The following is a 23,799-nucleotide window of genomic DNA, read 5'->3' on the forward strand; positions in this document are numbered from 1 at the left end:
CGGGACTGAAGGGCACCTCTAAAAACCCCGCCTTTGGCATCATTGGTCTGGAGAACACGCCGAGGACGCCACGATGATCAGCCTGTTTGCCGGCCACGAACGCGAAGCCAAGCGGCAGCAGATCGGCGATCCTCTGGCTCTGCTGTCACGGCATATCGACTTTGCCGGGATTGCTCACGTCGTAGACGCGAAGCTGTCCTTGGGTACTGGCAAGCGCGGTGGCCGTCCGGCTTGGCCGACGCAGGTGATGATCAAGCTGCTGCTGTTGCAGCAGTTGTACAACCTCTCCGACGATGCGCTGGAGTACCAGGTGCTGGATCGGCGCAGCTTCCAGCAATTCCTCGGACTGGAACACAGCGGCAAGGTGCCCGACGCCAAGACGATCTGGGTGTGGCGCGAACGGCTCAAGACCAAGGATCTGATGGGCGACATCAGCGCGGCGATCGGTGAGCAATTGCAACGTGCCGGGTTCATTGCCCGCGGCGGTCAGATCATCGACGCCAGCATCGTCAGCGCTCCGATCCAGCGCAACACGCGCGAAGAGAACGCGCAGATCAAGCAGGGCGATGACGTCGGCCAGGACTGGAGCGATGCCAAGCGTGCGCAGAAGGATATGCAGGCACGTTGGACCAGGAAGCATGGGGTGGCGTTCTACGGCTACAAGCTGCACGCCAGCACGGACCGTCGCTGGGGCTTCATCCGCCGCTACGACGTGAGCGCGGCCAACGTGCACGACAGCCGTCACTTCGAGCAGGTGCTGGACCCGGACAACACCGGCCGCACGGTATGGGCCGATAGCGGGTATGCCGATGCAGCGCGGGAAGCAGACCTGAAAAGGCGTGGTTACCGCCCCGCGATCCAACATCAAGGGCATGCGCGCAAGCCCTTGAGCGAGGCAGCAAAGCGCCGGAACCGTCGAATTGCCAAGGATCGGGTGTTCGGCGAGCACCCGTTTGCGCGCTTGGCCCAACAAGGCGGCAAGTTCGTACGCTGCATCGGCTTGGCGCGGGCAAAGGTGGTGATCGGGCTGAAGGTCGCCAGCCATAACGTGATGCGGCTGGCACGGCTACAGGAGCGGGCCATGGCGCCAGCGTGATCGGCTGAGGTAGCCCAGCGGCCACCTCAGCCTCCCAACCACCACGATCAGGCGCCGCTCTGGTGCCGTTGCGACAGATGCTACCCCTGGCTCCAGGTCGTGGCAGGTTGTTCGAGGTGCCCTGAAGTCCCTCCCACAAGGACACCCGATCCACTCCCTGTGGGAGCGGCTTCAGCCGCGACGAGTGAAGCTCAAAGCGCGGCTGACATCCTCGCTTGCCGGGACTGGTGTCCCTCCCACAAGGAGCGCACACCGCTCTCGCGTGGAAGCCCGCACGCAGCCACCATCGCCGCTGCGCTAGCCTGGATTCCCCACCGATTCGCACACGCTCCATGGCCCTGTCCCCCGCTCTCCGCACCCGCTTCCGCGCGCTCGCCGCGCAGACCGACGGCATCGATACCGCGGCCTATGCCGCCTGCGGCAAGGATCCGCTCGATCCCATCATCGGCCTGGGCCGCCGCGACGCGCGGGTGTGCATCCTCGGCCGCGACCCGGGCCGCAGCGAGGTGGAGCACGGCGAACCCTTCGTCGGGAGCGGCGGCCAGCTGGTGCGCAAGGCGCTGTACCGACACCTGCACGACGGGGCGGAGATGCCCGACTTCGCCGCCGGGCTCGAGGCCGGCCGCGTCGCCTTCTGGCTCAACACCGTGCCGTACAAGCCAGTGGGCAACAAGGCGTGGTCGATGCCGGTGAAGCGGCGCTTCCATCCGCTGATGCGGCACCTACTGCTCGAGCAATGGCGCGGCCACGCCATCCTCACCCTAGGGCGCGTCATCCGTTCCCGAGCATGCCGCGCCGTGATTGCGCGTGCCTGTGGCAAGGAAGAGGGAGGAAGTGGACGTCCGTCCACGCCCGAGCGATGACGCGGTCACGGGCGCGCGCAATCACGGCCCTTCGGGTTGGGCCTGGCAGGCGCGCGGCCGGCGCCGCGCGGCTTGACCTGACGGCCAGTCAGGCGCTGCGCCACGCAACGCCGGCCGCGCGCCTGCCAGACCCAACGCGGCATCCTCGGGAATGGACGACACGCCCTAGCCGCGAGGCCTTCCTGTGGTTCGGCATCGACCAGCCGCGCGAGGTGCGCGCGGCGCTGGAAACGTTCTGGGCGCGCGAGGACCGCTTCCAGGCGCAGACCGAGGTGAAGCTGCACAGCGAGGACGGCCGCCGCAGCCGCCGCGTGGTGCTGCATCCGCTGCCGCATCCCTCGCCACTCAACCAGACCTGGTACAAGCGCTTCCCGGCACTGCTGGACGCCCGACTGCGGCACCTGGAGGTCTGAGCGCCCGCGTGCATCCACCCTCCCGAGGGGGATCGCATACAGCGACGGTGCGCTATCGTGTCGCCGTGCCGACCCCCTCGATCGAAACCCGCCTGAGCCGCCTGTGGGCCCACGAAAAGGCCAGCTACGGGCTGCGCGTGTTCATCGCGCTGGCGGTGGCGATGGGCGTGTGCTGGCACCTGCAGCAACTGGAGGCGGTGCCGGCGATCTTCCTGGGCACCATCGCCAGCGCCATCGCCGAGACCGACGACAACTGGCTGGGCCGGATCAAGTCGGTGCTGCTATCGCTGCTGTGCTTCGCCGCCGCCGCGGCCGCGGTGGTACTGCTGTTCCCGTATCCGTGGCCGTTCGCGGCCGGCCTGGCACTGTCCACCTTCGCCCTGACCCTGCTCGGCGCGCTCGGCGAACGCTACGCCTCCATCGCCCAGGCCACGGTGGCGCTGGCGATCTACGCGATGATCGGCCTGGATCACGGCACCCAGAACGGCCATGTCGGCGGCAACGCCTGGCACGGCGTGGCCTTGCTGCTGCTCGGCGCCGGCTGGTACGCGGTGCTGTCGGTGCTGTGGACGGTGCTGTTCGCCAACCGGCCGGTGCGCGAGCGGTTGTCGCGGCTGTACCTGGAGTTGGGCCGCTACCTGCGGCTCAAGGCGGCCCTGTTCGAGCCGGTGCGGCAGAGCGACCTGCACGCGCGGCGGCTGGCGCTGGCCGAGCAGAACGCGCAGGTGGTGGCCGCACTCAACGCGGCCAAGACCGCGATCATCAGCCGCTTCGGCCGCTCCGGCCGGCCCGGCGTGCAGTCGGGCCTGTATTTCCGCCTGTACTACATGGCGCAGGACTTCCACGAGCGCGCCAGTTCCTCGCACTACCCGTACGAGGCGCTGACCGACGCGTTCTTCCACAGCGACGTGCTGTACCGCTGCCAGCGCCTGCTTGCCCTGCAGGGCAAGGCCTGCGCGGCGCTGGGCGAGGCGATCCGGCTGCGGCAGCCGTTCGACTACGGCGAGCAGACCCAGCAGGCCACCACCGACCTGCGCGAGTCGCTGGATTTCCTGCACGCCCGTGCCGACCCACGGCAGGCGCGGCTGCTCGGCTCGCTGGAATTGCTGGTGACCAACCTGCACAGCATCGAGCGGCGCCTGGCCGAGGCCGCGCAGTCGGACACCACCAGCGACACCCTCGACACTCGCCTGCGCGACTCGTCGCCGCACACCCTGCGCGAGATGCTGCGGCGCCTGGGCCAGCAGCTCACGCCCGGCTCGGTGCTGTTCCGGCACGGCCTGCGCATGGCGATCGCGCTGGTGCTGGGCTACGCCATCATGCAGTCGATCCACGCCAGCAACGGCTACTGGATCCTGCTGACCACCGCCTTCGTGTGCCGGCCCAACTACGGCGCCACCCGCCTGCGCCTGGCCCAGCGCATCGCCGGCACCCTGATCGGCCTGGGCGCGGCGTGGGCGCTGATGCAGCTGTTCCCGGGCACCGAGCTGCAGTTGCTGTTCGCCCTGCTCGGCACGCTGGTGTTCTTCGTCACCCGCACCGACCGCTACATGCTCGCCACCGCGGCGATCACGGTGATGGCGCTGTTCTGCTTCAACCTGATCGGCGACGGCTTCATGCTGATCTGGCCGCGCCTGCTCGACACCCTGATCGGCTGCGCGATCGCCGCCGCCGCCTCGTTCCTGATCCTGCCGGACTGGCAGGGCCGGCGCCTCAACCAGGTGCTGGCGACGGTGCTGTCCAGCAGCGCGCGCTACCTGGCGCAGGTGCTGGAGCAGTACCGCAGCGGCATGCGCGACGACCTGCCCTACCGCATCGCCCGCCGCGACATGCACAACGCCGACGCCGCGCTGTCGGTGGCGCTGTCGAACATGCTGCGCGAGCCCGGCCGCTACCGCCGCAACCTGGATGCCGGCTTCCGCTTCCTGGCTTTGTCCAACACCTTGCTCGGCTATCTGTCGGCGCTGGGCGCGCATCGGGCGGCGCTGGCCGGCGAGACTGATCCGGACATCGCCCGCGCCGGCGACTACCTGCCGCAGGCGCTGGGCGCGCTGGCCGACGCGCTTGCGGAACGACGTGCGCTGCCGGCCGCCGACGAGCCGGCCGAGATCGCACTGGCCGAGGCGCTGGAACGCGAGGACGGCATCGACGAGGCCAAGCGCCGGCTGGTGCGCAACCAGCTCGCGCTGACCCTGCGCCTGCTGCCCAAGCTGCGCGACGCCGCGCAGGCGGTCACTGCCGCGACGGTGCCGCCGGCGCCGGCGCCGGCGCTTGCCGCCCCGGCCGCACGCTGAGGCCCATCCACAGCAGCGCCACCACCGCCAGCGCCGCACCGCCGAGCGCCACCCCGCGCCAGCCGGCGTAGGCATAGGCCGCGGTGCCGAGGCTGGACCCGATCGCACCGCCGATGAAATAGCAGGTGACGTAGGCCGAGGTGATGCGGTTGCGCGCGGCCGGATCCAGTTGGTAGATCACGCTCTGGTTGCCGATGTGCACGCCCTGCACCGCCACGTCCAGCAGCACCACGCCGGCGATCAGCAGCCACAGCGAGTGCGGCGCGCCGAGCAACAGCAACCACGACAGCAGCAGCATGACCAGGCCGCCCCAGCCGACCAGATGGCCGGCGCCGCGGTCGGACAGCTTGCCGGACAGGTTGGCGGCGAAGGCGCCGGCCGCGCCGATCAGCCCGAACAGGCCGATGGTCGCGGTGCCGTAGCGGTAGTCCGGGCCGGACAGCAGGAACGCCAGGGTGGTCCAGAACATGCTGAAGCCGGCGAACAGCAGCCCGCCCAGCACCGAGCGCGCGCGCAGCACCGGCTCGTCGCGCAGCAGCGCCAGCACCGAACCGATCAGGTGCGGATAGGACAGGTGCGGGTTGCCCGGGTGCCGCGGCAGGCCGCGCCACAGCAGCCCCGAGGCCACCAGGATCAGCGCCGCCGCGACCCAGTACACGGTGTGCCAGCCGCCGATCCCGGCCAGCAGGCCGGAGGCCGTGCGGGCCAGCAGGATGCCCAGCAGCAGCCCGCTCATCACCGTGCCGATGACCCGGCCGCGCTCGTGCGGCGCGGCCAGGGTCGCGGCGAACGGCACCAGGATCTGCGCCGCCACCGAACTCAGGCCGGTGATCAAGGTGCCGAGCAGCAGCAACGCGAAGCTGTGCGCCATCGCGCTGACCAGCAGGCCGACCGCGCTGAGCGCGTACAGGCCGACGATCAGGCTGCGGCGCTCGAAACGATCGCCCAGCGGCACCAGGAACAGCAGGCCCGCCGCATAGGCCAGCTGCGCGGTGGTGACCACCGCACCGGCGCGGCGCACGTCGATGGCGAAGGTCTGCGCCAGCACCTCCAGCAGCGGCTGCGCGTAGTAGTTGCTGGCCACCGCCAGGCCGGTGGCGGTGGCCATCAGCAGCACCAGGCCGCGGCGCATCGGCGGATGCGAGGTCGTTTCCATGGACGGACACCGGATCGTGGGGAGGGGCGCAGTCTGTGGCGGTGGCAGCGATCTTTCAAACGCATTTTTTTCACCACTGCCATCTGTTTTCGAGATAGTGTGATTCCCGCGCCGACAGGCCGGCCGGTTCGCCGGGGCCGCCGCTTCGAACGCAGGCGGCGTCCGGACTGGAGCGCCGCCCCACCACCGCCCCCGCGCCGAAGGAACCCGCACCATGCCCAGCACCGACATCGCCGAGGCGCTGCAGCAGCACGGGTATGCGGTGGTCCGCGGCTTCCTGGGCGACGGCGACATTCCCGACAGCCTGCTGCGCTTCCTGGAAGGCGCCGAGAAGTTCCACGACGGCGTGATCGGCGACCTGCCGGCGGCGGACATGCAGCGCATCCAGGCCCGCATCGCCGCCACCGTGCCGGCGGTGGCCGCGGCCATGGGCCTGGCGATCGCCGTCGACCGCTTCGGCTACTGCGCCATCCGCATCCGCGAAAGCCATGCCGCGCCAAGCCTGCGTCTGCCGTTCGACCAGCACCGCGATCCGAAGACCGCGCCGGGCGGCGCGCTCAACTGGCACCTGGATCACTTCAGCTATTTCCTGCATGGCGACCACCGCAACTACCTGATCTGCTACATGCCGGTGCGCAAGCCCGATGCCGGCCTGGCCAACGTGGCCATCGTCGCCGACGACGTGGTCGCGCGGCTGGATCCGCAGCTGCACCAGCGCATCCAGGGCCGCGGCGCGCTGCGCTTCCGCTGCGTGGAGGCCGACACGCTGGACTGGTTCCGGCTGCGCTTTCCGGGCGAGGCCCTGGCCATCGGCGACTGGTACGCGATCGAGGATCTGTACGACGCCAGCCCCGGCTGGAAGATCGGCTTCGACCTGGAAGCGCACAAGGTGGTGCCGCACCTCGCGGTCGGCGACCTGCTGATCATGCGTGCCGACGTCATCCACCGCACCCACGACGCCGGCTGCGACCGCATCTCGGTGCGCTGCGACGCCCTGCCCGCGCAGGCGCCGCGGCTGGACACGCTGCGCGGCCTGCTCGGCATCACCCTGCGCTACCCGTTCATGAGCCGCAAGCGCCGCTACAACATCCGCCTGTGGCTGCGTCAGCAATGGCGCAAGCGGCTCGGGCGCACAGCATGAGGCGGGCACTGCGACAGACGGCGCGTGGCGCATGCAGCCCCGGCGCGGATCGGCTGCGGCATCGCCACCGTGCGCGCCAGGCAGCGCCATGCTGACCCTGCGCCAGCTCGAATTCGCCGTCGCCGTCGCCGAGGAAGGCAGCTTCACCGCGGCCGCGCGCCGTTGCCACACCGTGCAGTCGGCGCTGAGCCACCAGATCGCCAAGATCGAGCAGGCGCTGGGCGCGCGCCTGTTCGAGCGCGGGGCGCGCCACGTGCGGGCCACCGCCGCCGGCGAGGTGTTCCTGCACAACGCGCGCGCCACCCTGCGCGCCGCCGAACGCCTGCACGAGGAAATGGCCCAGACCCTGGGCACGGTGCGCGGCCGCCTGCAGATCGGGCAGATCTCCTCGTTGAACGCGGTGCAGGTGCCGGCGGTGCTGCGCCGCTTCCGCGAGGCGCACAGCGCGGTGGACGTGCACCTGCGCACCGGCATGAGCGATGCGCTGCTGCTGGAACTGGGCGAAGGCCGGCTCGACGTGGCACTGGTCGGGGTCGGCCCGCACGTGGCGCTGCCGCCGCAACACCTGCTGCTGCACGAGGAACCGCTGGCGCTGATCGCCGCACCTGGCAACCGCTTCGCCGCGCGCCGCCAGGTCTCCCTGCGCGACCTGGAAGACGCGCCGATGGCCGGGCTGATCCCCGGCGCCGGCGTGCGCGGCATCATCGACCGCGCCTTCGCCGCCGCCGGCCTGCGCCAGCGCCTGCAGTACGAGGTCACCCATGCCGACCTGCAGCGACAACTGGTGGCCGAGGACCTGGGCCTGGCGGTGGTGCCGCAGACCATGGCCACCGGCATGCACGGCGTGGCGACGGTGGCATTGCGCGAGCGCTTCCGCTTCCTCACCTACGCCGTGTGGCGGCCGGATCCGACCCCCGCCGCACGCGCCTTCATCGCCCTGCTGCGCGCCCAGCGCGACGCCCTGCAGGCCGCAACCGACAGCGCCAGCACCGGCCGCCGCATGCCGCGCCTGCGCGCGCGGCGAACCTGCTAGGCTGCGCGCGTTCGCAAAGGAGCCTGCATGTCCGCCCACAGCCAGTTCGCCCTGCTGCGGCAACGCCGCTTTCTGCCGTTCTTCGTGGTCCAGTCGCTGGGCGCGTTCAACGACAACGTGTACCGGCAGGCGATCATCGGCCTGCTGTTCTACCTGGGCGTGACCCCGGAGCAGCGCACGCTGTACACCAACCTAGCGCCGGCACTGTTCATCCTGCCGTACTTCCTGTTCTCCTCGCTGGCCGGGCAGATCGCCGAGAAGCTGGAGAAGTCGCGGCTGGTGGTCATCACCACCACGATGGAGATCGGCATCATGTCGCTGGCCGCGGTCGGCTTCCTGACCGAGAACATGGCGGTGCTGCTGGTGGCGCTGTTCTGCACCGGCCTGCAGTCGACCCTGTTCGGCCCGGTGAAGTACTCGATCCTGCCCTCGGTGCTCAAACCGGAAGAACTGACCGGCGGCAACGGCCTGGTCGAGATGGGCACCTCGATCTCGATCCTGTGCGGCATGATCCTGGGCGGGCTGATCTTCCAGATCGCCGGCAGCCACGGGCCGGTGGCCGCCGCCACCGCGGTGGTCGCGCTGGCGGTCACCGGCAACCTGATGGCGCGCTGCATCCCCAAGGTCGACGCGGGCGCACCCGAGCTGAAGATCAACTGGAACCCGCTGCCGGAATCGCTGGCGATCATGCGCCTGACCCGGCGCCAGCTGGCGGTGCGCAACGCCGTGCTCGGCGTGTCCTGGTTCTGGTTCGTCGGCACCGTGCTCACCGCGCAGTTGCCGACCTACGCCGAACTCAACCTGGGCGGCGCGCAGGACCTGTACATCTTCGCCCTGGCGCTGTTCTCGATCGGCACCGGCACCGGCTCGTTGCTGTGCGAGAAGCTGTCCGGGCGCACCGTCGAGATCGGCCTGGTGCCGCTGGGCGCGTTCGGCATCAGCGCCTTCATGCTCGACCTGTACTTCGCCCGCCCTGGCGCCGCGCTGCAGACCGGCCTGGGCATCGGCCAGTTCGTCCACCAGGCCGGCAGCTGGCGGATCATGCTCGACCTGGTCGGCATCGGCCTGTGCACCGGCCTGTTCGTGGTGCCGCTGTTCGCGCTGATCCAGAGCCGCACGCCGAAGGCGGAACTGTCGCGCGTCATCGCCGGGCTCAACATCCAGAACTCGCTGTTCATCGTGCTGGCGGCGATGATCGGCATTGTCCTGCAGATGCAGGAACTGCACCTGTTCGGCATGCGCATCCCGCTGCCCGGGCTGAGCATCCCGCAGGTGTTCCTGGCGCTGGCCATCGCCAACGCGGTGGTGGCGATCTGGATCTTCAGCATCGTGCCCGAGTTCCTGATGCGCTTCCTCAGCTGGGTGATGGTGCGCACCCTGTACCGGCTGCGCCTGCACGGCGTCGAACGCCACGTGCCCGAGGAGGACGCGGCGCTGATCGTGTGCAACCACGTCAGCTACATGGACGCGCTGGTGCTGGCCGCGGCGATCCCGCGACCGGTGCGCTTCGTCATGTACTACCGTATCTTCAACATTCCGGTGATGCGCTGGATCTTCCGCACCGCCAAGGCGATTCCGATCGCCGGGGCGCGCGAGGATCCCGAGCTGATGCAGCGCGCGTTCGACGCCATCGACGCCGCGCTGGCCGAGGGCGAGCTGGTGTGCATCTTTCCCGAAGGCGCGCTGACCAAGGACGGCGAGATCGCCGCGTTCAAGTCCGGCGTGGAGAAGATCCTGGCCCGGCGCGCGGTGCCGGTGGTGCCGATGGCGCTGCGCAACATGTGGACCAGCATGTGGAGCAAGCGCGATTCGCGACTGCGGCGCATGCGCGTGCCGCGGCGTTTCCGCGCCCACATCGAGGTGATCGCCGATGCGCCGGTGGCCGGGGCCCAGGCCACCGCCGAGACGCTGGAGGCGCAGGTGAGAAGGCTGCGTGGCGATGCCGCCTGAGTGCGGCGCAGGTGCCCTGGGCACGCGCTTCGGGTAAATTAACCGCAGGGGAGACGCCACAGGCCGTGGCGTCCAATGCGAAGGACCGAGCGGACAGTGAACCAGCCCGAACCACCAGCAGCGCCCAACGCGGGCGTCTATGTGCCCAACAACATGGTCTGGGCGATCCTGTCCACGCTGTTCTGCTGCCTGCCGCTGGGCATCGTGTCCATCGTCTACGCCGCGCAGGTGGATGGCCGCCGCGCTGCCGGCGACATCGAGGGCGCGCGCGCCGCCGCACGCAAGGCCGGCTGGTGGGCGCTCGCGTCGCCGATCCTGGTCGTCGTGTGGATCTTCGTGGCCATCCTGCTGGAGGCGATCGGCAGCCTGGCCGGCAACTGACCCCCACCGTTTCCCGTTCCACCACCCAACCACCGGAGTAACACGGATGAATACCACCGCACCGCAAGTGTCCAACAACCTCGTCTGGGCGATCCTGACCACGCTGTTCTGCTGTCTGCCGCTGGGCATCGTGTCCATCGTCTACGCCTCGCAGGTCAACACCAAGCTCGCCGCGGGCGATGTGGCCGGTGCGCGCGATTCGTCGGACAAGGCCAAGAAGTGGGCGATCTACTCGGCGATCACCTCGGTGGTGCTGATCGTGCTGTACATGATCTTCCTCTTCGCCCTGGGCGGCCTGGGCATGATGCAGCAGTCGTCCATGTCCTGAGCACCGCGGCCGCCGTCGCCTGCGACGGCGGCCGGCCACGCGATCGTCCGCCTGCCATGTCCCTTCAGCGCCTGCAGTCCCTGCCCCGCTGGCTGCCGCTGGCCGCACTGAGCGGCGCCGCAGCGGTCGCCACCGTGGTGCTGCGCCGGGTCGATCCCAATGTCCCCGGCAATCCACTACCGGGTTGCCCGTTCCGCGCCCTCACCGGCCTGTATTGCCCCGGCTGCGGCAGTACCCGCTGCCTGCACGCGCTGGTGCACCTGGACCTGGCCCATGCCTGGACCAGCAATCCCCTGCTGGTGGTGGCACTGCCGCTGCTGGCGATCATGGCGCTCAACGCCGCCGGCCTGCGCCTGCGCCCGCTCGCGCCGCTGCTGAAGATCCTCGCCGACCCGCGATTATGGCTATGGGTGCTGCTCGGCTATGCGCTGCTGCGCAATCTGCCCTGGTATCCCTTCACGCTGCTCGCGCCGCACTGACGGCCCGCCACCTCCGCACCGCAGCGACTCGTCTAGACTCACCGACTGCCGTGCGCCACCCCTCGAGGAGATCCACATGAGCACCGTCAGCCCTGTCACGCCGCCGCCGCCCGCTCCCGGCCCGGTCCCCAACCATCTGGCCTGGGCGATCATCTCGACGGTGCTTGGCTTCTGCTTTTGCTGCCCGTCGTTGATCACCGGCATCGTCGCCATCGTGTTCTCCAGCAAGGTCAACGGCCTGCTCAACCAGGGCGACCTGGAGGGTGCGCGTCGCGCCTCCAACACCGCCAAGACCTGGTGCTGGGTGACCACCGCGCTGGCCATCATCGGCATACTCTTCACCACCTACAAACTCTCTACCGGCGGCATGCAGGGCTACATGGAGTTCATGCAGCAGATGCAGCACGCGAGCTGATCGGCATGCGCGCCTGGCAACAACGGGCGTGCCTGGGCGCCGCCGCCGCGTTCGCGGCCGGCGGCGCCACGCTGCTGTACCGCTTCGATCCCAATGCCGCGAACAACCCGTTCGCGCCGTGCATGTTCCATGCGCTCACCGGCTATTACTGCCCGGGCTGCGGCATGACCCGCGCCCTGCATGCGCTGGTGCACCTGGACCCGGTCGGCGCGTTCGCGATGAATCCCGGCGCAATGCTGGGCCTGGCCCTGTTGCCGGGCCTGATCGCCTGGAAGGCCGGCTGGCGCGCGGCCTGGTTTGCGCCAGTCGTGAGCGTGGTCTCGCGGCCGAATTTCTGGCTGGTCGCCCTGCCGGGCTACTGGATCGCGCGCAACCTGCCGTGGTTTCCGTTCACCCTGCTGGCGCCGCACTAGCCGGACGCAACACCTTGCGATTCGCACCGGGCGCGAGCAAGCGCCTGCGCGTAGGCGATTCTCGGCGCCTGGCTCAGCTGACCCAACCGGCGATCACCAGCAGCGCCAGCAGCACCAGCCACAGCAGCAGCACCCGCCACACCTGGCTCATCGCATCGCGCAGTTCGGGCAGGCGCCGCAGCGCCGGCACCACCATGCCCGCGTCGCTGTAGTCGTGCGCCTCGGCATCGAGTTCGCCGCGCACGCTGGCGCAGGCCACCGGCCCGAGAAAGCCGGTGTCCAGTTGCCACCGCTTGCCGCCAGCGGCGCGCCAGGCGCCGAACACCGCTTCGAAATTGCCGACCAGGGCCAGCGAGAAGGTCATCAGGTGCGCCACCGGCCATTCCAGCGCCGCCAGCAATGCGCGCGCGCCGGCGGCGGTCGCCGGCGGCAGCCGCGCGGCATAGGGGCCGACCGCGGCCAGCGCCAGCAGCCGATAACCCAGCGCGCCGAACGGCCCCAGCAACAGGAACCAGAACAGCACCGCGAACCAGCGGCGCAGCGCGCTGACCGCCACCGCCTCGACCAGCCCGGCCGGATCCTCACGCAGCGGCCCGCCATCGGCCTGCAGGTGCGCCACAGCCAGGCGTCGCGCGCTGGCGTCATCGGCGTCGATGATCGCCTCGACGTCGGTGTCCAGGTCGCGCGGGCCCCAGCTGAAGGCCAGCACCACGATCCCGAACAGCAGGGTCAGCAGGCCCAGGTGCGGCGCCGCCAGCAGCCATTGCAGCAGGCCGACCAGCAGCAGCGGCGGCAGCAGCGCCAGCGCGATGCCGTAGCGGCCGCGCCAGGCGCTGCCCTCGCCGGCATGCGTATCCAGCCAGCTCAGCCAGTCGCCGAAGGCGTCGAAGCGGCGCAACGAGGCCACCATGCCGGGCGCGACATGGCCCAGCACCAGGGCGACGATCACAGCGACGAGGGTCGTGAACATGCAGGTCCTCCGGGACCGTTCTGAAGCGGGTGCGCGGAACGTGCCGGCGCGGTCAGGCCGGCGCGCCGTGCCGGTACCAATCCTCGATCAGCGCGCGGGCGATGGAGATGCGTGGCGGCAGACGCAGGCCGTGCCCATCGTCGGCACTGTCGCCCTGCGCCGCCAGGCGCGCCAGCGCGGCGCCGACCTCCTCGCGCTCGAACCAGCGCGCGTCTTCCAGTTCGCCGTCGACCTGCGGCGTGTCCGCCTCCGCCTGCGCACTGAAGCCCAGCATCAGCGCGCCGGGAAACGGCCACGGCTGCGCGCCGTAGTAACGGCAGCTGCCAGGCCGCACCCGCACCTGGGTCTCTTCGGCCACCTCGCGCGCCACCGTCTGTTCCAGCGATTCGCCGGGCTCGACGAAGCCGGCGATCACCGAGTAGCGCCGCGCCGGCCAGCTCGCCTGGCGCCCCAGCAGCAGGCGCCGGCCATCGCTGACCGCGACGATCACCGCCGGATCCACCCGCGGATAGTGTTCGCTGGCGCACTGCGTGCAGACGCCCAGGAAGCCGCCGCGCTGCAACGCGATGGTGCCGCCGCACACGCCGCAGAAGCGGGTGCGCGATTGCCAGTGCAGCATCGCGCGGGCGTAGGCGAACAGGCCCGCCTCCGGCGCCGGCCATTCGGCCGCGGCGCGGCGCAGGTCGATGCGCTGCGGCGGCGCCAGCGCCTGCGGCAGCGCGTCGGCGGCCAGCGCGAACCAGGCCTGATCCTGGTCCAGGCCAAGGAAGATGGCCTGCTCTGCCAGCGCGCCCAGGGCGGCGGCGCTGGCGATCAGCGGGCGTCCGTCGGCATCGGCATGCGCCTGGCCATCGGCTTCCAGCACCAGCACCCTGGCCTGTTCCCAGGCCTGGCGCAGCGCGGCCGGGTCGTTGCGTACGGCATCGGCACGGTCGATCGCAGGACCGGCGAAGGCGAAAGAGGCAGGCGTCGGATCGGACATGCGCCGCAGGGTGCAGGCAAACCGTGCGTCCCGCAAGCCGCAGCGTGTCTACACGCTGAAGCTGCTGCCGCACCCGCAGGTGGTCTTGGCGTTGGGATTGCGGATCACGAACTGCGCCCCGTGCAGGCCTTCGCTGTAATCCACTTCCGCGCCCATCAGGTATTGCAGGCTGAGCGGGTCGACCAGCAGGGTGACCTGGTCGGTCTGCACCGCCAGGTCGTCCTCGGCGCGGTTCTCGTCGAACTCGAAGCCGTACTGGAAGCCGGAACAGCCGCCGCCCTGGATGTAGACGCGCAGCGCCAGCGCGTCGTTGCCTTCCTCGCGGATCAGCTCGCGCACCTTGGCCGCGGCGGCCGCGGTGAAGTTCAACGGCCGGTCCAGCGACTGGTAGTCGGGCGTGGGCGCGGCGCCGGGCAGGGAGACAAGAGTGCTCATGGCGGGAGAATGGGGACGGCGGACGGCCGAATCAAGCCTCGGCGGTGAGCGCGCGCGGCGGCTCGGCGTCGCCGGCGGCCTCGCGGTGCGCTTCCGGCGGCGCCAGCGCGGCGAGGCTGCCGGCGTGGATCAGGCGCCCGGTCAGCTGCGCGCCGGCGTTCATCTCCACCACCTGGTAGTGCACGTTGCCCTGCACCCGCGCCTTCGACGCCAGTTCCACGCGCTCGGCGGCATGCACGTCGCCGATCAGCTGGCCGTTGATGATCACCACCGGTGCGCGCACCTCGCCCTCGATACTGCCGTGCTCGGACAGGGTCAGCGTGGCCGGCGCACCGTCTTCGGCCACGACCTTGCCGAGGATGCGCCCTTCCACGTAGAGGCCGCCGCTGAACACCAGGTCGCCGCGGATCACCACCTGCGCGCCGATCAGCGTATCGACCACGGTCTGGCCGCTGTTGCGGCTGTTCTTGTTCCCAAACATAGGCTGATTATTCCCCTTTGCCGTTACCGGCCAATGTCCAATCGAAGGTCTGGCTGACCGGCGCCCCGCCGCCGCTCAATGCCACCCGCACCCGTTGCGGGGTGAAGCCCTTGGGCAGGATCACGCTGCCGTCCAGTTGCTGGAAGTAGCGGAACGAGTAGTCCTGCCCGGGCACACCGGTCTTCTGGTGCAGTTCGTCCCAGCCGACGCTGGTCAGTTTGCCGCCGCGCACGCCTTCCACGGTCAGCCGCAGCTGCCCCTGGCTGATCGCGCCGCGGTTGAGGTTCTGGGTCAGCACCACGTTGTAGCGCCAGGTGCCGCCGGCCTCGGCGGAGAACTCCACCGAATGCACGCTCAGGCCCTTGCGCTGGCTGGTCGCGCCGACCAGGCGCTCGTAGAACGCCACGTCGGCACGCAGCCCGGCGATCTCCTCGTCGCGCTCGGCCAGCGAACTCTGCACCTCGTTGTTGGCGGCGCGGCTGATCTGGTCGGAACGGGCCAGGGTCGCCTGGCGCTGGTTGAGCGTCTCGATCTGCCGCTGCTGCGCCTGCAGGTTGCGTTCGGCCTCGCGCAACTGCGCGCTGACCGCACCGAGCCGCGGCGCGGCCTGGCGGCTGGCCAGCCACCAGGTCAGGGCCAGCGACAGCAGCCACAGCCCGGCGAGCAGCAACCACAGCCCGCGGCCACGGCGGGGCGCGGCGCCATTGGGCACGATCTGGAAACGGGGAACGGGTCGGTTCATGCGCGCTGCCGCGCCACCGAGGCGGCGCCGGCGTCGATCCTCGCGGGTCGGCCTGCTGGGCCATCTAGTGTAAGCCACCCTCCTGAGCGGCGCCGGACTGCGCGGCCGGCCCGCGCCGCGGGCTGGCCTTCGTGGCGGGCTTGGCCGATAGTGACCGGCATCCGTGCTTTGCAGGAGCGCCTGCCATGACCGACGCCCATCTCTTCGTAATCGGCATCCTGCTGGCCTGGCTGGCCGGCATCCGCGTCTACCTGACCGTGTTCGGCATCGGCCTGGCCGGCCTGCTCGGCTGGCTGGAGCTGCCGCCGGCGCTGCAGGCGACGCAGTCGTGGTGGGTGCTCGGCACCTCCGGCGCGCTGGCGCTGGCCGAGTTCTTCGCCGACAAGATCCCCGGCGTGGATTCGGTGTGGGACCTGCTGCAGACCCTGACCCGGATTCCGGCCGGCGCCTTCCTGGCCGCGGCCACGCTTTCGCCCGACGGCCAGCTGAGCGCCGGCGCGCTGGCCACCGGCGCGGGCGTGGCGCTGACCAGCCACGCGCTCAAGGCCGGCACCCGCGCCCTGCTCAACACCTCGCCGGAGCCGGCCAGCAACTGGATCGCCTCGCTGGCCGAGGATTCGGTGGTGATCGCCGCGCTGGCCCTGGCCCTCGCGCACCCGTGGCTGGCACTGGCCGTCGTGCTGGCGGCGAGCGCGCTCGGCGCGTTGCTGGTGTGGTGGACATGGCGCCTGCTGTGGCGGGGCATGCGCCGCCTGCTGGCCTCGCCGACGGCACCGGCCGGCAACGTCTCGCACCCCGGCGCACAGCCATCGTGAACTTCGTCGCATAATTGGACGCGCCCCAGGAACCAGACGCGATGCCCGCCAACGACACCGCTCCGCTTTCCCTTCGCGAGGACGCGCGCGCGCGCCATGTCCGCGCCGAGACCCCGCCGCCGCACTACTGGCGGCGCTGGGTCGGCGACGCGGAGCGCGCGGCGCCCGCCGATCCCGCCGCCGGTGATGGCATGGCCGCTCCGGTGCCCACCGAACTGGCGGCAGCCGCCACGCCACTGGCCGGCAGCGAGCACGACGACGGCACCGCCGACGCCAACGCAGCCGCCTTCGTCGTCGCCGACGCCGCCCCCGGTCCCGCCACACCGGCCGCGGCCGCGCCGTACCGCGTGCTGATCGTCGAGGACGATCGCGCGCAGGCGCTGTTCGCGCAGAGCGTGCTGCATGGCGCCGGCATGCATGCGCAGGTGCAGATGCAGGCCGAAGGCGTGCAGCAGGCCATCGTCGACTACCGGCCGGACCTGATCCTGATGGACCTGCACATGCCGGGACTGGACGGCATGCGCCTGACCGCGCTGATCCGCCAGCAGCCGCAGCACCAGCTGCTGCCGATCGTGTTCCTGTCCGGCGACGCCGATCCGGAACTGGAATACGAAGTGCTCGACAGCGGCGCCGACGACTTCCTGACCAAGCCGATCCGGCCGCGGCACCTGATCGCCGCGGTCTCCAACCGCATCCGCCGCGCCCGCCAGCAGGCCCAGCAAGGCCACGCCGAGGCGGTGCCGCTGAACAATCCCGAGACCGGCCTGCCGACCCGCGCCCACGTGCTGCAGTTGCTGGACACGACGCTGCGCGCGCGCCGCCCCGGCAGCCTGTACTTCATCGAGATCGCCAGCGCGCTCGGCCTGCGCGAACGCTATGGCTATGCTGCGTTCGAGCGGCTGATGGTGCAGGCCGGGCGCCGCCTGGCCGGCATCACCGCGCCGCAGCCGCTGGCGCGGCTCAACGACAACAGCTTCCTGCTGCTGGCCGACGACGCCGATGCCGACGCGCAGCGGCAACGCGCGCAGAGCCTGCGCGACACGCTGTCCGGCCACGCCTTCCCGTTGCGCGAGGACGAGGCGCTGCACCTGCGCTGCGCGATCGGCTACGCCGACTTCGGCCATGGCTTCGAGGACGCCGGCAGCGCGCTCGAAGCGGTCGAACGCACCGCGCTGCAGGCGCGGCTGCATCCGCAGAGCATCGCCGCCTACGTGCCGCCGCGCACCGACGAGGACCTGCAGCGCATCGCGATGCTGGAGGGACAACTGGAACCGGCCTACCAGCCGATCGTCGCCGTCGCCGGCGGCGACATCGCCCAGTACCAGGTCCTGCTGCGCCTGCGCCAGCGCGACGGCAGCCTGCTCTCGGCCGGCCAGGTGCTGCCGGCCGCCGAGGCCGGCGGACGCCTCGCCGACCTCGACCAGCAGGTGCTGGACCACGCGCTGGGCCTGCTGCATCTGTACCAGCACGCCACTCCGCCGCTGCGCCTGTTCGTCTCGCAGTCCACGCGCACGCTGGCGCGCACCGCCTTCGCCGAATGGCTGATCGACACCATCGGCCGGCGCGGCGTCACCGGCACCTCGCTGGTGATCGACCTGCGCCTGGACGATGCGCTGGTCCACACCGCCACGCTGCAGCAGTTCTGCGCACGGCTGATGCCGCTGGGCGTGCAGTTCTGCATCAGCCAGTTCGAACCGGGCGCCGAGGCCGAAGCGCTACTGGCGCATCTGCCGCTGGGTTATCTGCGCCTGTCGGCACGCTTCGCCGGCGCGCATGCCGATCCCGAACTGCGCGACCAGCTGCGCGCCACCATCGACCTGGCACACCGCGCCGGCCTGCTGATCATCGGCCAGCAGATCGAACAGGCGCAGGCCGCGGCCGCGATGTGGATGGGCGGGGTCGACTTCATCCAGGGCAACCTGGTGCAGTCGGTCGGCGACCAGCTGAACTTCGACTTCCAGAACGCGGTGCTCTAGCCATGTCCGTCCGCAGACGTCGGCCCGTTCCGCGGCCGGCGACCTTCGCCGCGGCGCTCGCCGTCGCCGGCACCTTGCTGGCACTGCCGCCGCTGGCGCTGCCGTTGCCGCCGCTGTGGCATTGGCTGGCGCCGCTGTGCATGGCCGCCGCCGCCGCGCTGGCCACCCTGGCTGGCTGCCGCGCGCGCCAGCAGATCGAACGCCTGGATGCGGCGCTGGCGCGTGCCGCGCTGGCCGAGTCCGAGCGCAACGCCCTGCAGCACGACGTGCACGTGCGCGAGCGGCTGGAACAGGAACTGCTGCAGGCCAAGCAGGCCGCCGAGGCCGCCGTGCTGGCCAAGGGCGAGTTCCTGGCGACGATGAGCCACGAGATCCGCACCCCGCTCAACGGCATCATCCCGATGCTGGAACTGATCGGGCGCGGCCCGCTCGGCCTGGACCAGCGCGAGATGCTGCGCGCGGCCAACACCTCCTCGCTGCAACTGCTGCGCATCGTCGACGACATCCTGGACTACTCCAAGCTGGAAGCGAACCGGCTGGAGCTGGAGATCACCACCTTCAACCTGCGCGAACTGCTCGACGGCGTGCTGGAGCTGATGCAGCGCGCGGCCGAGGCCAAGGGCCTGCGCATGGCGCTGCAACTGGACCCGGCGGTGCGCCTGCCGGTGCGCGGCGACCCGGTGCGCCTGCGCCAGGTGCTGAGCAACCTGCTCGGCAACGCGGTCAAGTTCACCGCGCGCGGCGGCATCGACCTGAGCGTGCGCCGGCTCGGCGAGACCCCGGCACAGCACCTGCTGCGCTTCGAGATGCGCGACACCGGCATCGGCATCAGCGCCGAGCGCCAGGAGCACCTGTTCCAGGCCTTCACCCAGGCCGACGCCTCCACCACCCGCCTGTACGGCGGCACCGGGCTGGGCCTGACCATCTGCAAGCGCATCGTCGAGCTGATGGGCGGGCGCATCGGCGTGGCGTCGCGGCAGGGCCAGGGCGCCACGTTCTGGTTCGAGATCCCGCTGCTGAAGGTGATCGGCGACCTGCCGCAGAATCCGGGCGGCCTGCCGCGGCTGCATGCGCTGCTGGTCGGCGCCGACCAGCGCCTGCAGCAGCGCCTGAGCGTGCTGCTGCCGAACTGGGGCGTGCAGGTGAGCAAGGTCGATTCGACCCAGGAGGCGCTGGAGCGGCTGCGCGGCAACGGCAGTGGCGGTAGCGTGCGCCCGACCTACGATCTGGTGATCGGCGACCTGGACGGCCTGCGGCAGAGCGCGCGCGCCCTGCAACGGGCGGTGGCGCGCCTGCCGGCGCCGCAGACCGCGCGGCTGATCTGGCTGTACGGCGAGGCCGACATTCCCGAGGAAATCCGCGCGCACGGCGCGCTGCTGTCGCGGCAGGCGGCGGACATCGACCTGCGCAGCATGCTGGCGCTGGCCCCGGCGACGCCGAGCCTGGCCAGCGAGACCGCTGGCGATGGCGCCGACACCGCCGACGCGTTCTACCACGACGCCTTCGCGACGGACGTCATGGACGCCCCCGCACCGGCCCGCACTGCGGAACCGACGACCGTCGTGGCCGACGCGCCGCCGCCGCGCAGCGGCTACCGCCTGCTGCTGGTCGAGGACAATCCGGTCAACCTGATGGTGGCGCGGCGGCTGCTGGAATCGCTCGGCCACCACGCCGACAGCGTCGAGGACGGCGCCGCCGCATTGGCGCAGTTGTCGCGGCAGCCGTACGACCTGGTGATGATGGACTGCCAGATGCCGGTGCTGGACGGCTACGCCGCCACCCGGCAGTGGCGCCAGCGCGAGGCCGATGCGTCGCGCCCGCGCCTGCCGATCGTGGCGATGACCGCCAATGCGATGGCCGGCGACCGCCAGCGCTGCCTCGATGCCGGCATGGACGATTACCTGTCCAAGCCGCTCGACCGCGCGCGGCTGGAGGACTGCCTGCAGCGCTGGCTGCCGCTGCAGCCGGCGGTCGCGCCGGCCAGCGCGGCGTTCGCGCCGGAGGCGGATGCAGCCGCGCACGGGTCCGCGGCGATCGCCAGCGGGCCAGCGGCGGATGCGCTCGCCGACGCGGTGCACGTCGAAGCGCAGGACACCCGCCACACCACCCTGCACACGACGGACGCCGCCACGGCGTCCAGCCCCACCACCACGTCGACCGCCTCGCTGCCATCGCCCGATCACGCCACGCTCGACGTCCCCCCGGCAGCGCCTGCGTTGGACCAGGACCTGGCATCGCGCGGCGCCACCGCAACGTCGACGCTGCCGCTCGCCGCGCCGGAGGCAGACGATCCGGAACCGCCTTCAGCGGTGCCGGCGTCGGTGCTGGAGATCGCCGTGCTCGACGAGTTGCGCGAGGTCATCGGCTCGGTCAGCGTGGCGCAGATCGTCGAGCTGTTCCTGGCCGATGCGCCGCTGCTGATCCAGCGCCTGGAGCAGGCTGCGGCGACGGCGCAGAGCGACGTGCTGCGCGAGGCGGCGCACACGCTGAAGTCCTCGGCCGCCAACCTCGGCGCGCTGGCGCTGTCGGCGGCGGCGCTGCGCATCGAGTCGGGCGTGCGCACCGGCACGCTGGATCGCCCCGTGGTCGCGGTCGCCCTGGTGATCGCCGAGTTCGCGCGTGCGCGCCTGGCACTGAACGGCTACCGCGCCAGCGTCCGCGACACCGCCGAACCCGCCGAACCCGCCGAACCCTAGCGCGGTATCGCGCTACGGCGCGTCTGCAGGCACACGATCGCCCGCAAGACCCGGCCACAGTGCATCGAAGACATCGACGCACGGCCTACTGCCTTTCTTGTAGGAGCGCTTCCGCGCGACAAGGCGTTACCGCTAACGCCATCGCGGCTGAAGCCGCTCTTACAGGAACAGTGGCGCTGTGCATGCATGGCTGTCGTGGTGCACCTGCATGACCTTCGCCAAGCCGCATGCTCCGCCTGCGATCACGCGCAGAGGGCGCCGCGAGATTCAACAGCGACGTGTTGCGGTGGTCCGCACAGGAAGGTCTCGCTGCGCTTGCGCCGTACCGCCGCAGTCGCCGCCTGCCCGGTGCGTGCAGAAACGGCTTCAACCGCGACGATCACCATCAACGCGTCGCGGCTGAAGCCGCTCCCACAGGAGAGCGAGGTGGTGCGATGCCGATGCCATGTCGGCCGCATGGATTCGCGCAGGAGCGGCACGTGCTGCTGTTCGGGATCAGCGGCGACGTTCGGCCCTGCAACGCGTCGCGGCAGAAGCCGTTCCAACAGAAAGGGCAACGCCGCACGATGCGGGTGCCATGTCGTCACCATGGATTCGCGCAGAAGCAGCGTGTGCCGCTGCGCGGGATCAGCGGCGTCCTTGCGCCAGCCACGCGTCGCGGCTGCATGACAGTTGACTCCTGCACGTGGCATGTCAGCGCCATCCCGTAGCGCAGAGCGAACAACATCCTGCGCGGCGCGGACACAGGCCAGCGCCGCGGCCTCATGCACCGACGATTCAGTCGTCGAGCTTGGTCAGCAGGTAGTTCGGCTCGCCGATCCGGTCGATCAGGTCGAGCTGGGTTTCCAGCCAGTCGATGTGCTCTTCTTCCGATTCCAGGATGTCGGCCAGGAGCTGGCGGCTGACGTAGTCCTGGATCGATTCGGCGTAGGCGATGCCTTCGCGCAGGGTGACCGTGCCGTCCTGTTCCAGCGCCAGGTCGCACTCGAGGATTTCCTTGGGGTTCTCGCCGATGCGCAGCTTGCCCAGCGCCTGGAAGTTGGGGAGCCCCTCGAGGAACAGGATGCGGTCCGCCAGCTTGTCGGCGTGCTTCATCTCGTCGATGGATTCCTTGTACTCGTGCTCGGCCAGTTCCTTCAGGCCCCAGTTCTTCAGCATCTTGGCGTGCAGGAAGTACTGGTTGATCGCGGTCAGCTCGTTGTAGAGGACCTTGTTGAGGAACTCGATGACTTTGCTGTCGCCCTTCATTGCATCGCTCGCGTAAGCCGGAAAGCGCAGACTCTAGCGAATCGCGCTGCGACGTGAAGGAACGCGAATCGTGATCATCCCGCGCTGCAGCGCGGCGACGGCCTCAGGCGGCGCGGGCCAGGCCGCCGAGCACCGGCAGGGGCAGCTCGCGGCTCAGCGCGCGCTCCAGCAGGTCGCCGGCCATGTCCAGGCAGGAGCCGCAGGTGGCCCCGCAGCCCGTGCGCATGGTCAGTTCGGACACGCTGCGGCAGCCGGCTTCGGCGGCTTCGCGGATCTGGCGATCGGTGACCCCATTGCAGATGCAGACGTACACGGCGGGCTTGGCGGCGGACGGCGCGGACTGCGCCTGGCGCCCATTCAAACCAAAGTGAGAATGGTTGTCAATTCCGCCCGTTAATCGTTATTAATCCGCGCCGCCCAGGGTCCGCCGCGCTTGCGTGGACGCTTGCGCGGCCGCTCGTGGCCCGCCGTATTGCCCGGCAACCAGGCCTCCTGGGCCAGGGTCGGCATGGCGCGGATGCCGGCGCCGGCGATGGTCTGCGCCAGCGGCGCCAGGTGGCGCAGCGCCCGCGCGTAGACCCCGCGCTTGAACAGCACCACGTGCTCCACCGGGTACCAGAAATCGACCCAGCGCCAGTGGTCGAACTCCGGCGTCTCGGTCAGTTCCAGGTTCAGCTGGCTCTCGTCGCACTGCATCCGCAGCAGGAACCAGACCTGCTTCTGGCCGATGCAGACCTGGCGCTCGTTGCGGCGGATGGCCCGGCTGGGCAGGCGATAGCGCAGCCAACCGGGGGTGGCTCCGAGCACTTCCACATGCTCGGGCAACAGCCCGGTTTCTTCGCGCAACTCGCGGTACATGGCCTCCACCGGGGTCTCGTCGGTGTTCATGCCGCCTTGCGGGAACTGCCAGCCGTCCCGGCGCACACGGCGTGCCCAGAACACCTGACCATCCGGCCGCATCAGCACGATGCCTACGTTCGGTCGATAGCCGTCCGGATCGATCACGATGCGGACTCCTGAAAAATCTACTGGCTCCGACTCTGCCATGGCTGCGGCCGGGCCACAAGCAGCGCAGAAACCCGTTGACAGCCGCCCGCTTCTCCATAAGAATTGGCGGTTCACCAGGGCTATGTAGCTCAGCCGGTTAGAGCACAGCACTCATAATGCTGGGGTCGGTGGTTCGAGTCCACCCATAGCCACCATGGTGTGTACGCCCGAGGCGTGCGATACTTGCAGTCCACATTGCCCCGTCGCCAAGCGGTAAGGCACCTGACTCTGACTCAGGCATTCGGTGGTTCGAATCCATCCGGGGCAGCCAAATAAAAAAGAAGGCCGATCGCAAGATCGGCCTTCTTTTTTATTTGGCGCGAGATTTGCGCAGGCGCTTCGCGCCTACGCCCCACCTATTGCTGCGCAAGAGGTGGGCCCCAGCCCTTACGCTTCCACATCCCCGCGCCTGTCGGCGCGCCCCCTTGGACTCCAAGGGGGCTAC

The 23,799-nt window shown here is 70.3% G+C and carries 25 protein-coding genes and 2 tRNA genes; 17 read left to right on the top strand and 10 right to left on the bottom strand.

The window, feature by feature from the left end; genetic code table 11:
- The first annotated feature begins 73 nt into the window (after window positions 1–73).
- The 4 genes from RAB70_RS01535 to yccS all read left to right on the top strand — a co-directional run bounded on the left by RAB70_RS01535 (window position 74) and on the right by yccS (window position 4,666).
- Window positions 74–1,096 carry an IS5 family transposase gene (locus RAB70_RS01535; protein ID WP_148829423.1) on the top strand — a complete coding sequence of 341 codons (1,023 nt, stop codon included), beginning with the start codon at window positions 74–76 and terminating at the stop codon, window positions 1,094–1,096.
- Between the two features lie 332 nt (window positions 1,097–1,428).
- Window positions 1,429–1,959, top strand: a complete 531-nt coding sequence (locus tag RAB70_RS01540) for a uracil-DNA glycosylase family protein (protein ID WP_225851737.1) — start codon at window positions 1,429–1,431, stop codon at window positions 1,957–1,959.
- A 212-nt stretch (window positions 1,960–2,171) separates the two neighbouring features.
- The gene (locus RAB70_RS01545; RefSeq protein WP_309252744.1) at window positions 2,172–2,372 is read left to right on the top strand and encodes a hypothetical protein; all 201 of its coding nucleotides are present in this window, start codon (window positions 2,172–2,174) and stop codon (window positions 2,370–2,372) included.
- A gap of 65 nt (window positions 2,373–2,437) precedes the next feature.
- The gene (gene yccS, locus RAB70_RS01550; protein ID WP_148829494.1) at window positions 2,438–4,666 is read left to right on the top strand and encodes a YccS family putative transporter; all 2,229 of its coding nucleotides are present in this window, start codon (window positions 2,438–2,440) and stop codon (window positions 4,664–4,666) included.
- Here yccS and RAB70_RS01555 read toward each other — a convergent pair.
- On the bottom strand, window positions 4,605–5,822 hold the full coding sequence (locus tag RAB70_RS01555; RefSeq protein ID WP_148829495.1) for an MFS transporter: 1,218 nt from the start codon (window positions 5,820–5,822) through the stop codon (window positions 4,605–4,607). The two genes, yccS and RAB70_RS01555, sit on opposite strands and share 62 nt — an antisense overlap.
- A 214-nt stretch (window positions 5,823–6,036) precedes the next feature.
- Between RAB70_RS01555 and RAB70_RS01560 the strand changes: the two genes are divergently transcribed.
- The 8 genes from RAB70_RS01560 to RAB70_RS01595 all read left to right on the top strand — a co-directional run bounded on the left by RAB70_RS01560 (window position 6,037) and on the right by RAB70_RS01595 (window position 11,962).
- Window positions 6,037–6,963: a hypothetical protein gene (locus RAB70_RS01560; RefSeq protein ID WP_017909712.1), complete on the top strand. Its 927-nt coding sequence runs from the start codon at window positions 6,037–6,039 to the stop codon at window positions 6,961–6,963.
- 88 nt (window positions 6,964–7,051) lie between these two features.
- Entirely contained in the window at window positions 7,052–7,996 is a 945-nt protein-coding gene (locus RAB70_RS01565; protein WP_148829496.1) for a LysR family transcriptional regulator, read from the top strand.
- Window positions 7,997–8,023: 27 nt separating this feature from the next.
- Complete coding sequence (locus RAB70_RS01570; RefSeq protein ID WP_148829497.1) at window positions 8,024–9,946, top strand: MFS transporter; 1,923 nt, start codon at window positions 8,024–8,026, stop codon at window positions 9,944–9,946.
- Between the two features lie 153 nt (window positions 9,947–10,099).
- On the top strand, window positions 10,100–10,327 hold the full coding sequence (locus RAB70_RS01575) for a CD225/dispanin family protein (RefSeq protein ID WP_017915514.1): 228 nt from the start codon (window positions 10,100–10,102) through the stop codon (window positions 10,325–10,327).
- A gap of 46 nt (window positions 10,328–10,373) precedes the next feature.
- Entirely contained in the window at window positions 10,374–10,655 is a 282-nt protein-coding gene (locus tag RAB70_RS01580; protein ID WP_148829499.1) for a CD225/dispanin family protein, read from the top strand.
- A 56-nt stretch (window positions 10,656–10,711) separates the two neighbouring features.
- Window positions 10,712–11,134, top strand: coding sequence for a DUF2752 domain-containing protein (locus tag RAB70_RS01585; protein WP_017908845.1), 423 nt, complete (start codon window positions 10,712–10,714; stop codon window positions 11,132–11,134).
- Between the two features lie 76 nt (window positions 11,135–11,210).
- Window positions 11,211–11,549, top strand: coding sequence for a CD225/dispanin family protein (locus RAB70_RS01590; protein ID WP_026144348.1), 339 nt, complete (start codon window positions 11,211–11,213; stop codon window positions 11,547–11,549).
- Between the two features lie 5 nt (window positions 11,550–11,554).
- Window positions 11,555–11,962, top strand: coding sequence for a DUF2752 domain-containing protein (locus RAB70_RS01595; RefSeq protein WP_017908847.1), 408 nt, complete (start codon window positions 11,555–11,557; stop codon window positions 11,960–11,962).
- 73 nt (window positions 11,963–12,035) lie between these two features.
- On the opposite strand, the gene RAB70_RS01600 is transcribed toward RAB70_RS01595, so the two are convergent.
- From RAB70_RS01600 to RAB70_RS01620, 5 genes are read right to left on the bottom strand one after another with little or no spacing between them, the layout of a single operon-like run.
- Window positions 12,036–12,932, bottom strand: a complete 897-nt coding sequence (locus tag RAB70_RS01600; RefSeq protein ID WP_017909100.1) for a membrane protein — start codon at window positions 12,930–12,932, stop codon at window positions 12,036–12,038.
- A gap of 52 nt (window positions 12,933–12,984) precedes the next feature.
- Window positions 12,985–13,914, bottom strand: coding sequence for an NAD(+) diphosphatase (gene nudC, locus RAB70_RS01605; RefSeq protein ID WP_043093567.1), 930 nt, complete (start codon window positions 13,912–13,914; stop codon window positions 12,985–12,987).
- 48 nt (window positions 13,915–13,962) lie between these two features.
- The gene (gene erpA / locus RAB70_RS01610; RefSeq protein WP_017908990.1) at window positions 13,963–14,349 is read right to left on the bottom strand and encodes an iron-sulfur cluster insertion protein ErpA; all 387 of its coding nucleotides are present in this window, start codon (window positions 14,347–14,349) and stop codon (window positions 13,963–13,965) included.
- 31 nt (window positions 14,350–14,380) lie between these two features.
- A complete protein-coding gene (locus RAB70_RS01615; protein ID WP_017908989.1) occupies window positions 14,381–14,830 on the bottom strand; it encodes a polymer-forming cytoskeletal protein in 450 nt (149 codons plus the stop codon).
- A gap of 7 nt (window positions 14,831–14,837) precedes the next feature.
- Complete coding sequence (locus RAB70_RS01620) at window positions 14,838–15,572, bottom strand: DUF6776 family protein (RefSeq protein WP_017912460.1); 735 nt, start codon at window positions 15,570–15,572, stop codon at window positions 14,838–14,840.
- A gap of 185 nt (window positions 15,573–15,757) precedes the next feature.
- Here RAB70_RS01620 and RAB70_RS01625 point away from each other — a divergent pair, with 185 nt between their 5' ends.
- Genes RAB70_RS01625 through RAB70_RS01635 form a run of 3 tightly spaced genes read left to right on the top strand, consistent with a single transcriptional unit; the run spans window position 15,758 to window position 21,059 of the window.
- Window positions 15,758–16,387 (top strand): DUF4126 domain-containing protein, encoded by a 630-nt coding sequence (locus tag RAB70_RS01625; RefSeq protein WP_017912459.1) that lies wholly within the window; start codon window positions 15,758–15,760, stop codon window positions 16,385–16,387.
- A 41-nt stretch (window positions 16,388–16,428) separates the two neighbouring features.
- A complete protein-coding gene (locus RAB70_RS01630) occupies window positions 16,429–18,363 on the top strand; it encodes an EAL domain-containing protein (RefSeq protein ID WP_148829500.1) in 1,935 nt (644 codons plus the stop codon).
- Window positions 18,364–18,365: 2 nt separating this feature from the next.
- Window positions 18,366–21,059, top strand: a complete 2,694-nt coding sequence (locus tag RAB70_RS01635) for a hybrid sensor histidine kinase/response regulator (RefSeq protein ID WP_148829501.1) — start codon at window positions 18,366–18,368, stop codon at window positions 21,057–21,059.
- Between the two features lie 242 nt (window positions 21,060–21,301).
- Here RAB70_RS01635 and RAB70_RS01640 read toward each other — a convergent pair whose 3' ends face one another.
- The 4 genes from RAB70_RS01640 to RAB70_RS01655 all read right to left on the bottom strand — a co-directional run bounded on the left by RAB70_RS01640 (window position 21,302) and on the right by RAB70_RS01655 (window position 23,312).
- Window positions 21,302–21,829 (bottom strand): hypothetical protein, encoded by a 528-nt coding sequence (locus RAB70_RS01640; protein WP_148829502.1) that lies wholly within the window; start codon window positions 21,827–21,829, stop codon window positions 21,302–21,304.
- A gap of 7 nt (window positions 21,830–21,836) precedes the next feature.
- Window positions 21,837–22,307, bottom strand: coding sequence for a bacterioferritin (gene bfr, locus RAB70_RS01645; RefSeq protein ID WP_017910327.1), 471 nt, complete (start codon window positions 22,305–22,307; stop codon window positions 21,837–21,839).
- Window positions 22,308–22,410: 103 nt separating this feature from the next.
- A complete protein-coding gene (locus RAB70_RS01650; protein ID WP_017912292.1) occupies window positions 22,411–22,620 on the bottom strand; it encodes a bacterioferritin-associated ferredoxin in 210 nt (69 codons plus the stop codon).
- An 80-nt stretch (window positions 22,621–22,700) separates the two neighbouring features.
- On the bottom strand, window positions 22,701–23,312 hold the full coding sequence (locus tag RAB70_RS01655) for an RNA pyrophosphohydrolase (protein ID WP_010341422.1): 612 nt from the start codon (window positions 23,310–23,312) through the stop codon (window positions 22,701–22,703).
- A gap of 120 nt (window positions 23,313–23,432) precedes the next feature.
- On the opposite strand from RAB70_RS01655, the gene RAB70_RS01660 reads away from it, so the two are divergent.
- A tRNA-Met gene (locus tag RAB70_RS01660) sits at window positions 23,433–23,509 on the top strand.
- A 41-nt stretch (window positions 23,510–23,550) separates the two neighbouring features.
- Window positions 23,551–23,625: transfer RNA gene (locus RAB70_RS01665), tRNA-Gln, on the top strand.
- Window positions 23,626–23,799: the final 174 nt, after the last annotated feature.

The sequence above is a fragment of the Xanthomonas sontii genome (assembly GCF_040529055.1).
GTDB lineage: Bacteria > Pseudomonadota > Gammaproteobacteria > Xanthomonadales > Xanthomonadaceae > Xanthomonas_A > Xanthomonas_A sontii.

Excerpts from the sequence above, each read along its gene's own strand:
- RAB70_RS01535 (WP_148829423.1), top strand. The coding sequence starts at position 74 with ATGATCAGCCTGTTTGCCGGCCACGAACGCGAAGCCAAGCGGCAGCAG.
- RAB70_RS01540 (WP_225851737.1), top strand. The coding sequence starts at position 1,429 with ATGGCCCTGTCCCCCGCTCTCCGCACCCGCTTCCGCGCGCTCGCCGCG.
- RAB70_RS01555 (WP_148829495.1), bottom strand. The coding sequence starts at position 5,822 with ATGGAAACGACCTCGCATCCGCCGATGCGCCGCGGCCTGGTGCTGCTG.
- RAB70_RS01560 (WP_017909712.1), top strand. The coding sequence starts at position 6,037 with ATGCCCAGCACCGACATCGCCGAGGCGCTGCAGCAGCACGGGTATGCG.
- RAB70_RS01565 (WP_148829496.1), top strand. The coding sequence starts at position 7,052 with ATGCTGACCCTGCGCCAGCTCGAATTCGCCGTCGCCGTCGCCGAGGAA.
- RAB70_RS01570 (WP_148829497.1), top strand. The coding sequence starts at position 8,024 with ATGTCCGCCCACAGCCAGTTCGCCCTGCTGCGGCAACGCCGCTTTCTG.
- RAB70_RS01575 (WP_017915514.1), top strand. The coding sequence starts at position 10,100 with ATGGTCTGGGCGATCCTGTCCACGCTGTTCTGCTGCCTGCCGCTGGGC.
- RAB70_RS01580 (WP_148829499.1), top strand. The coding sequence starts at position 10,374 with ATGAATACCACCGCACCGCAAGTGTCCAACAACCTCGTCTGGGCGATC.
- RAB70_RS01585 (WP_017908845.1), top strand. The coding sequence starts at position 10,712 with ATGTCCCTTCAGCGCCTGCAGTCCCTGCCCCGCTGGCTGCCGCTGGCC.
- RAB70_RS01590 (WP_026144348.1), top strand. The coding sequence starts at position 11,211 with ATGAGCACCGTCAGCCCTGTCACGCCGCCGCCGCCCGCTCCCGGCCCG.
- RAB70_RS01595 (WP_017908847.1), top strand. The coding sequence starts at position 11,555 with ATGCGCGCCTGGCAACAACGGGCGTGCCTGGGCGCCGCCGCCGCGTTC.
- RAB70_RS01600 (WP_017909100.1), bottom strand. The coding sequence starts at position 12,932 with ATGTTCACGACCCTCGTCGCTGTGATCGTCGCCCTGGTGCTGGGCCAT.
- nudC (WP_043093567.1), bottom strand. The coding sequence starts at position 13,914 with ATGTCCGATCCGACGCCTGCCTCTTTCGCCTTCGCCGGTCCTGCGATC.
- erpA (WP_017908990.1), bottom strand. The coding sequence starts at position 14,349 with ATGAGCACTCTTGTCTCCCTGCCCGGCGCCGCGCCCACGCCCGACTAC.
- RAB70_RS01615 (WP_017908989.1), bottom strand. The coding sequence starts at position 14,830 with ATGTTTGGGAACAAGAACAGCCGCAACAGCGGCCAGACCGTGGTCGAT.
- RAB70_RS01620 (WP_017912460.1), bottom strand. The coding sequence starts at position 15,572 with ATGAACCGACCCGTTCCCCGTTTCCAGATCGTGCCCAATGGCGCCGCG.
- RAB70_RS01625 (WP_017912459.1), top strand. The coding sequence starts at position 15,758 with ATGACCGACGCCCATCTCTTCGTAATCGGCATCCTGCTGGCCTGGCTG.
- RAB70_RS01630 (WP_148829500.1), top strand. The coding sequence starts at position 16,429 with ATGCCCGCCAACGACACCGCTCCGCTTTCCCTTCGCGAGGACGCGCGC.
- RAB70_RS01635 (WP_148829501.1), top strand. The coding sequence starts at position 18,366 with ATGTCCGTCCGCAGACGTCGGCCCGTTCCGCGGCCGGCGACCTTCGCC.
- bfr (WP_017910327.1), bottom strand. The coding sequence starts at position 22,307 with ATGAAGGGCGACAGCAAAGTCATCGAGTTCCTCAACAAGGTCCTCTAC.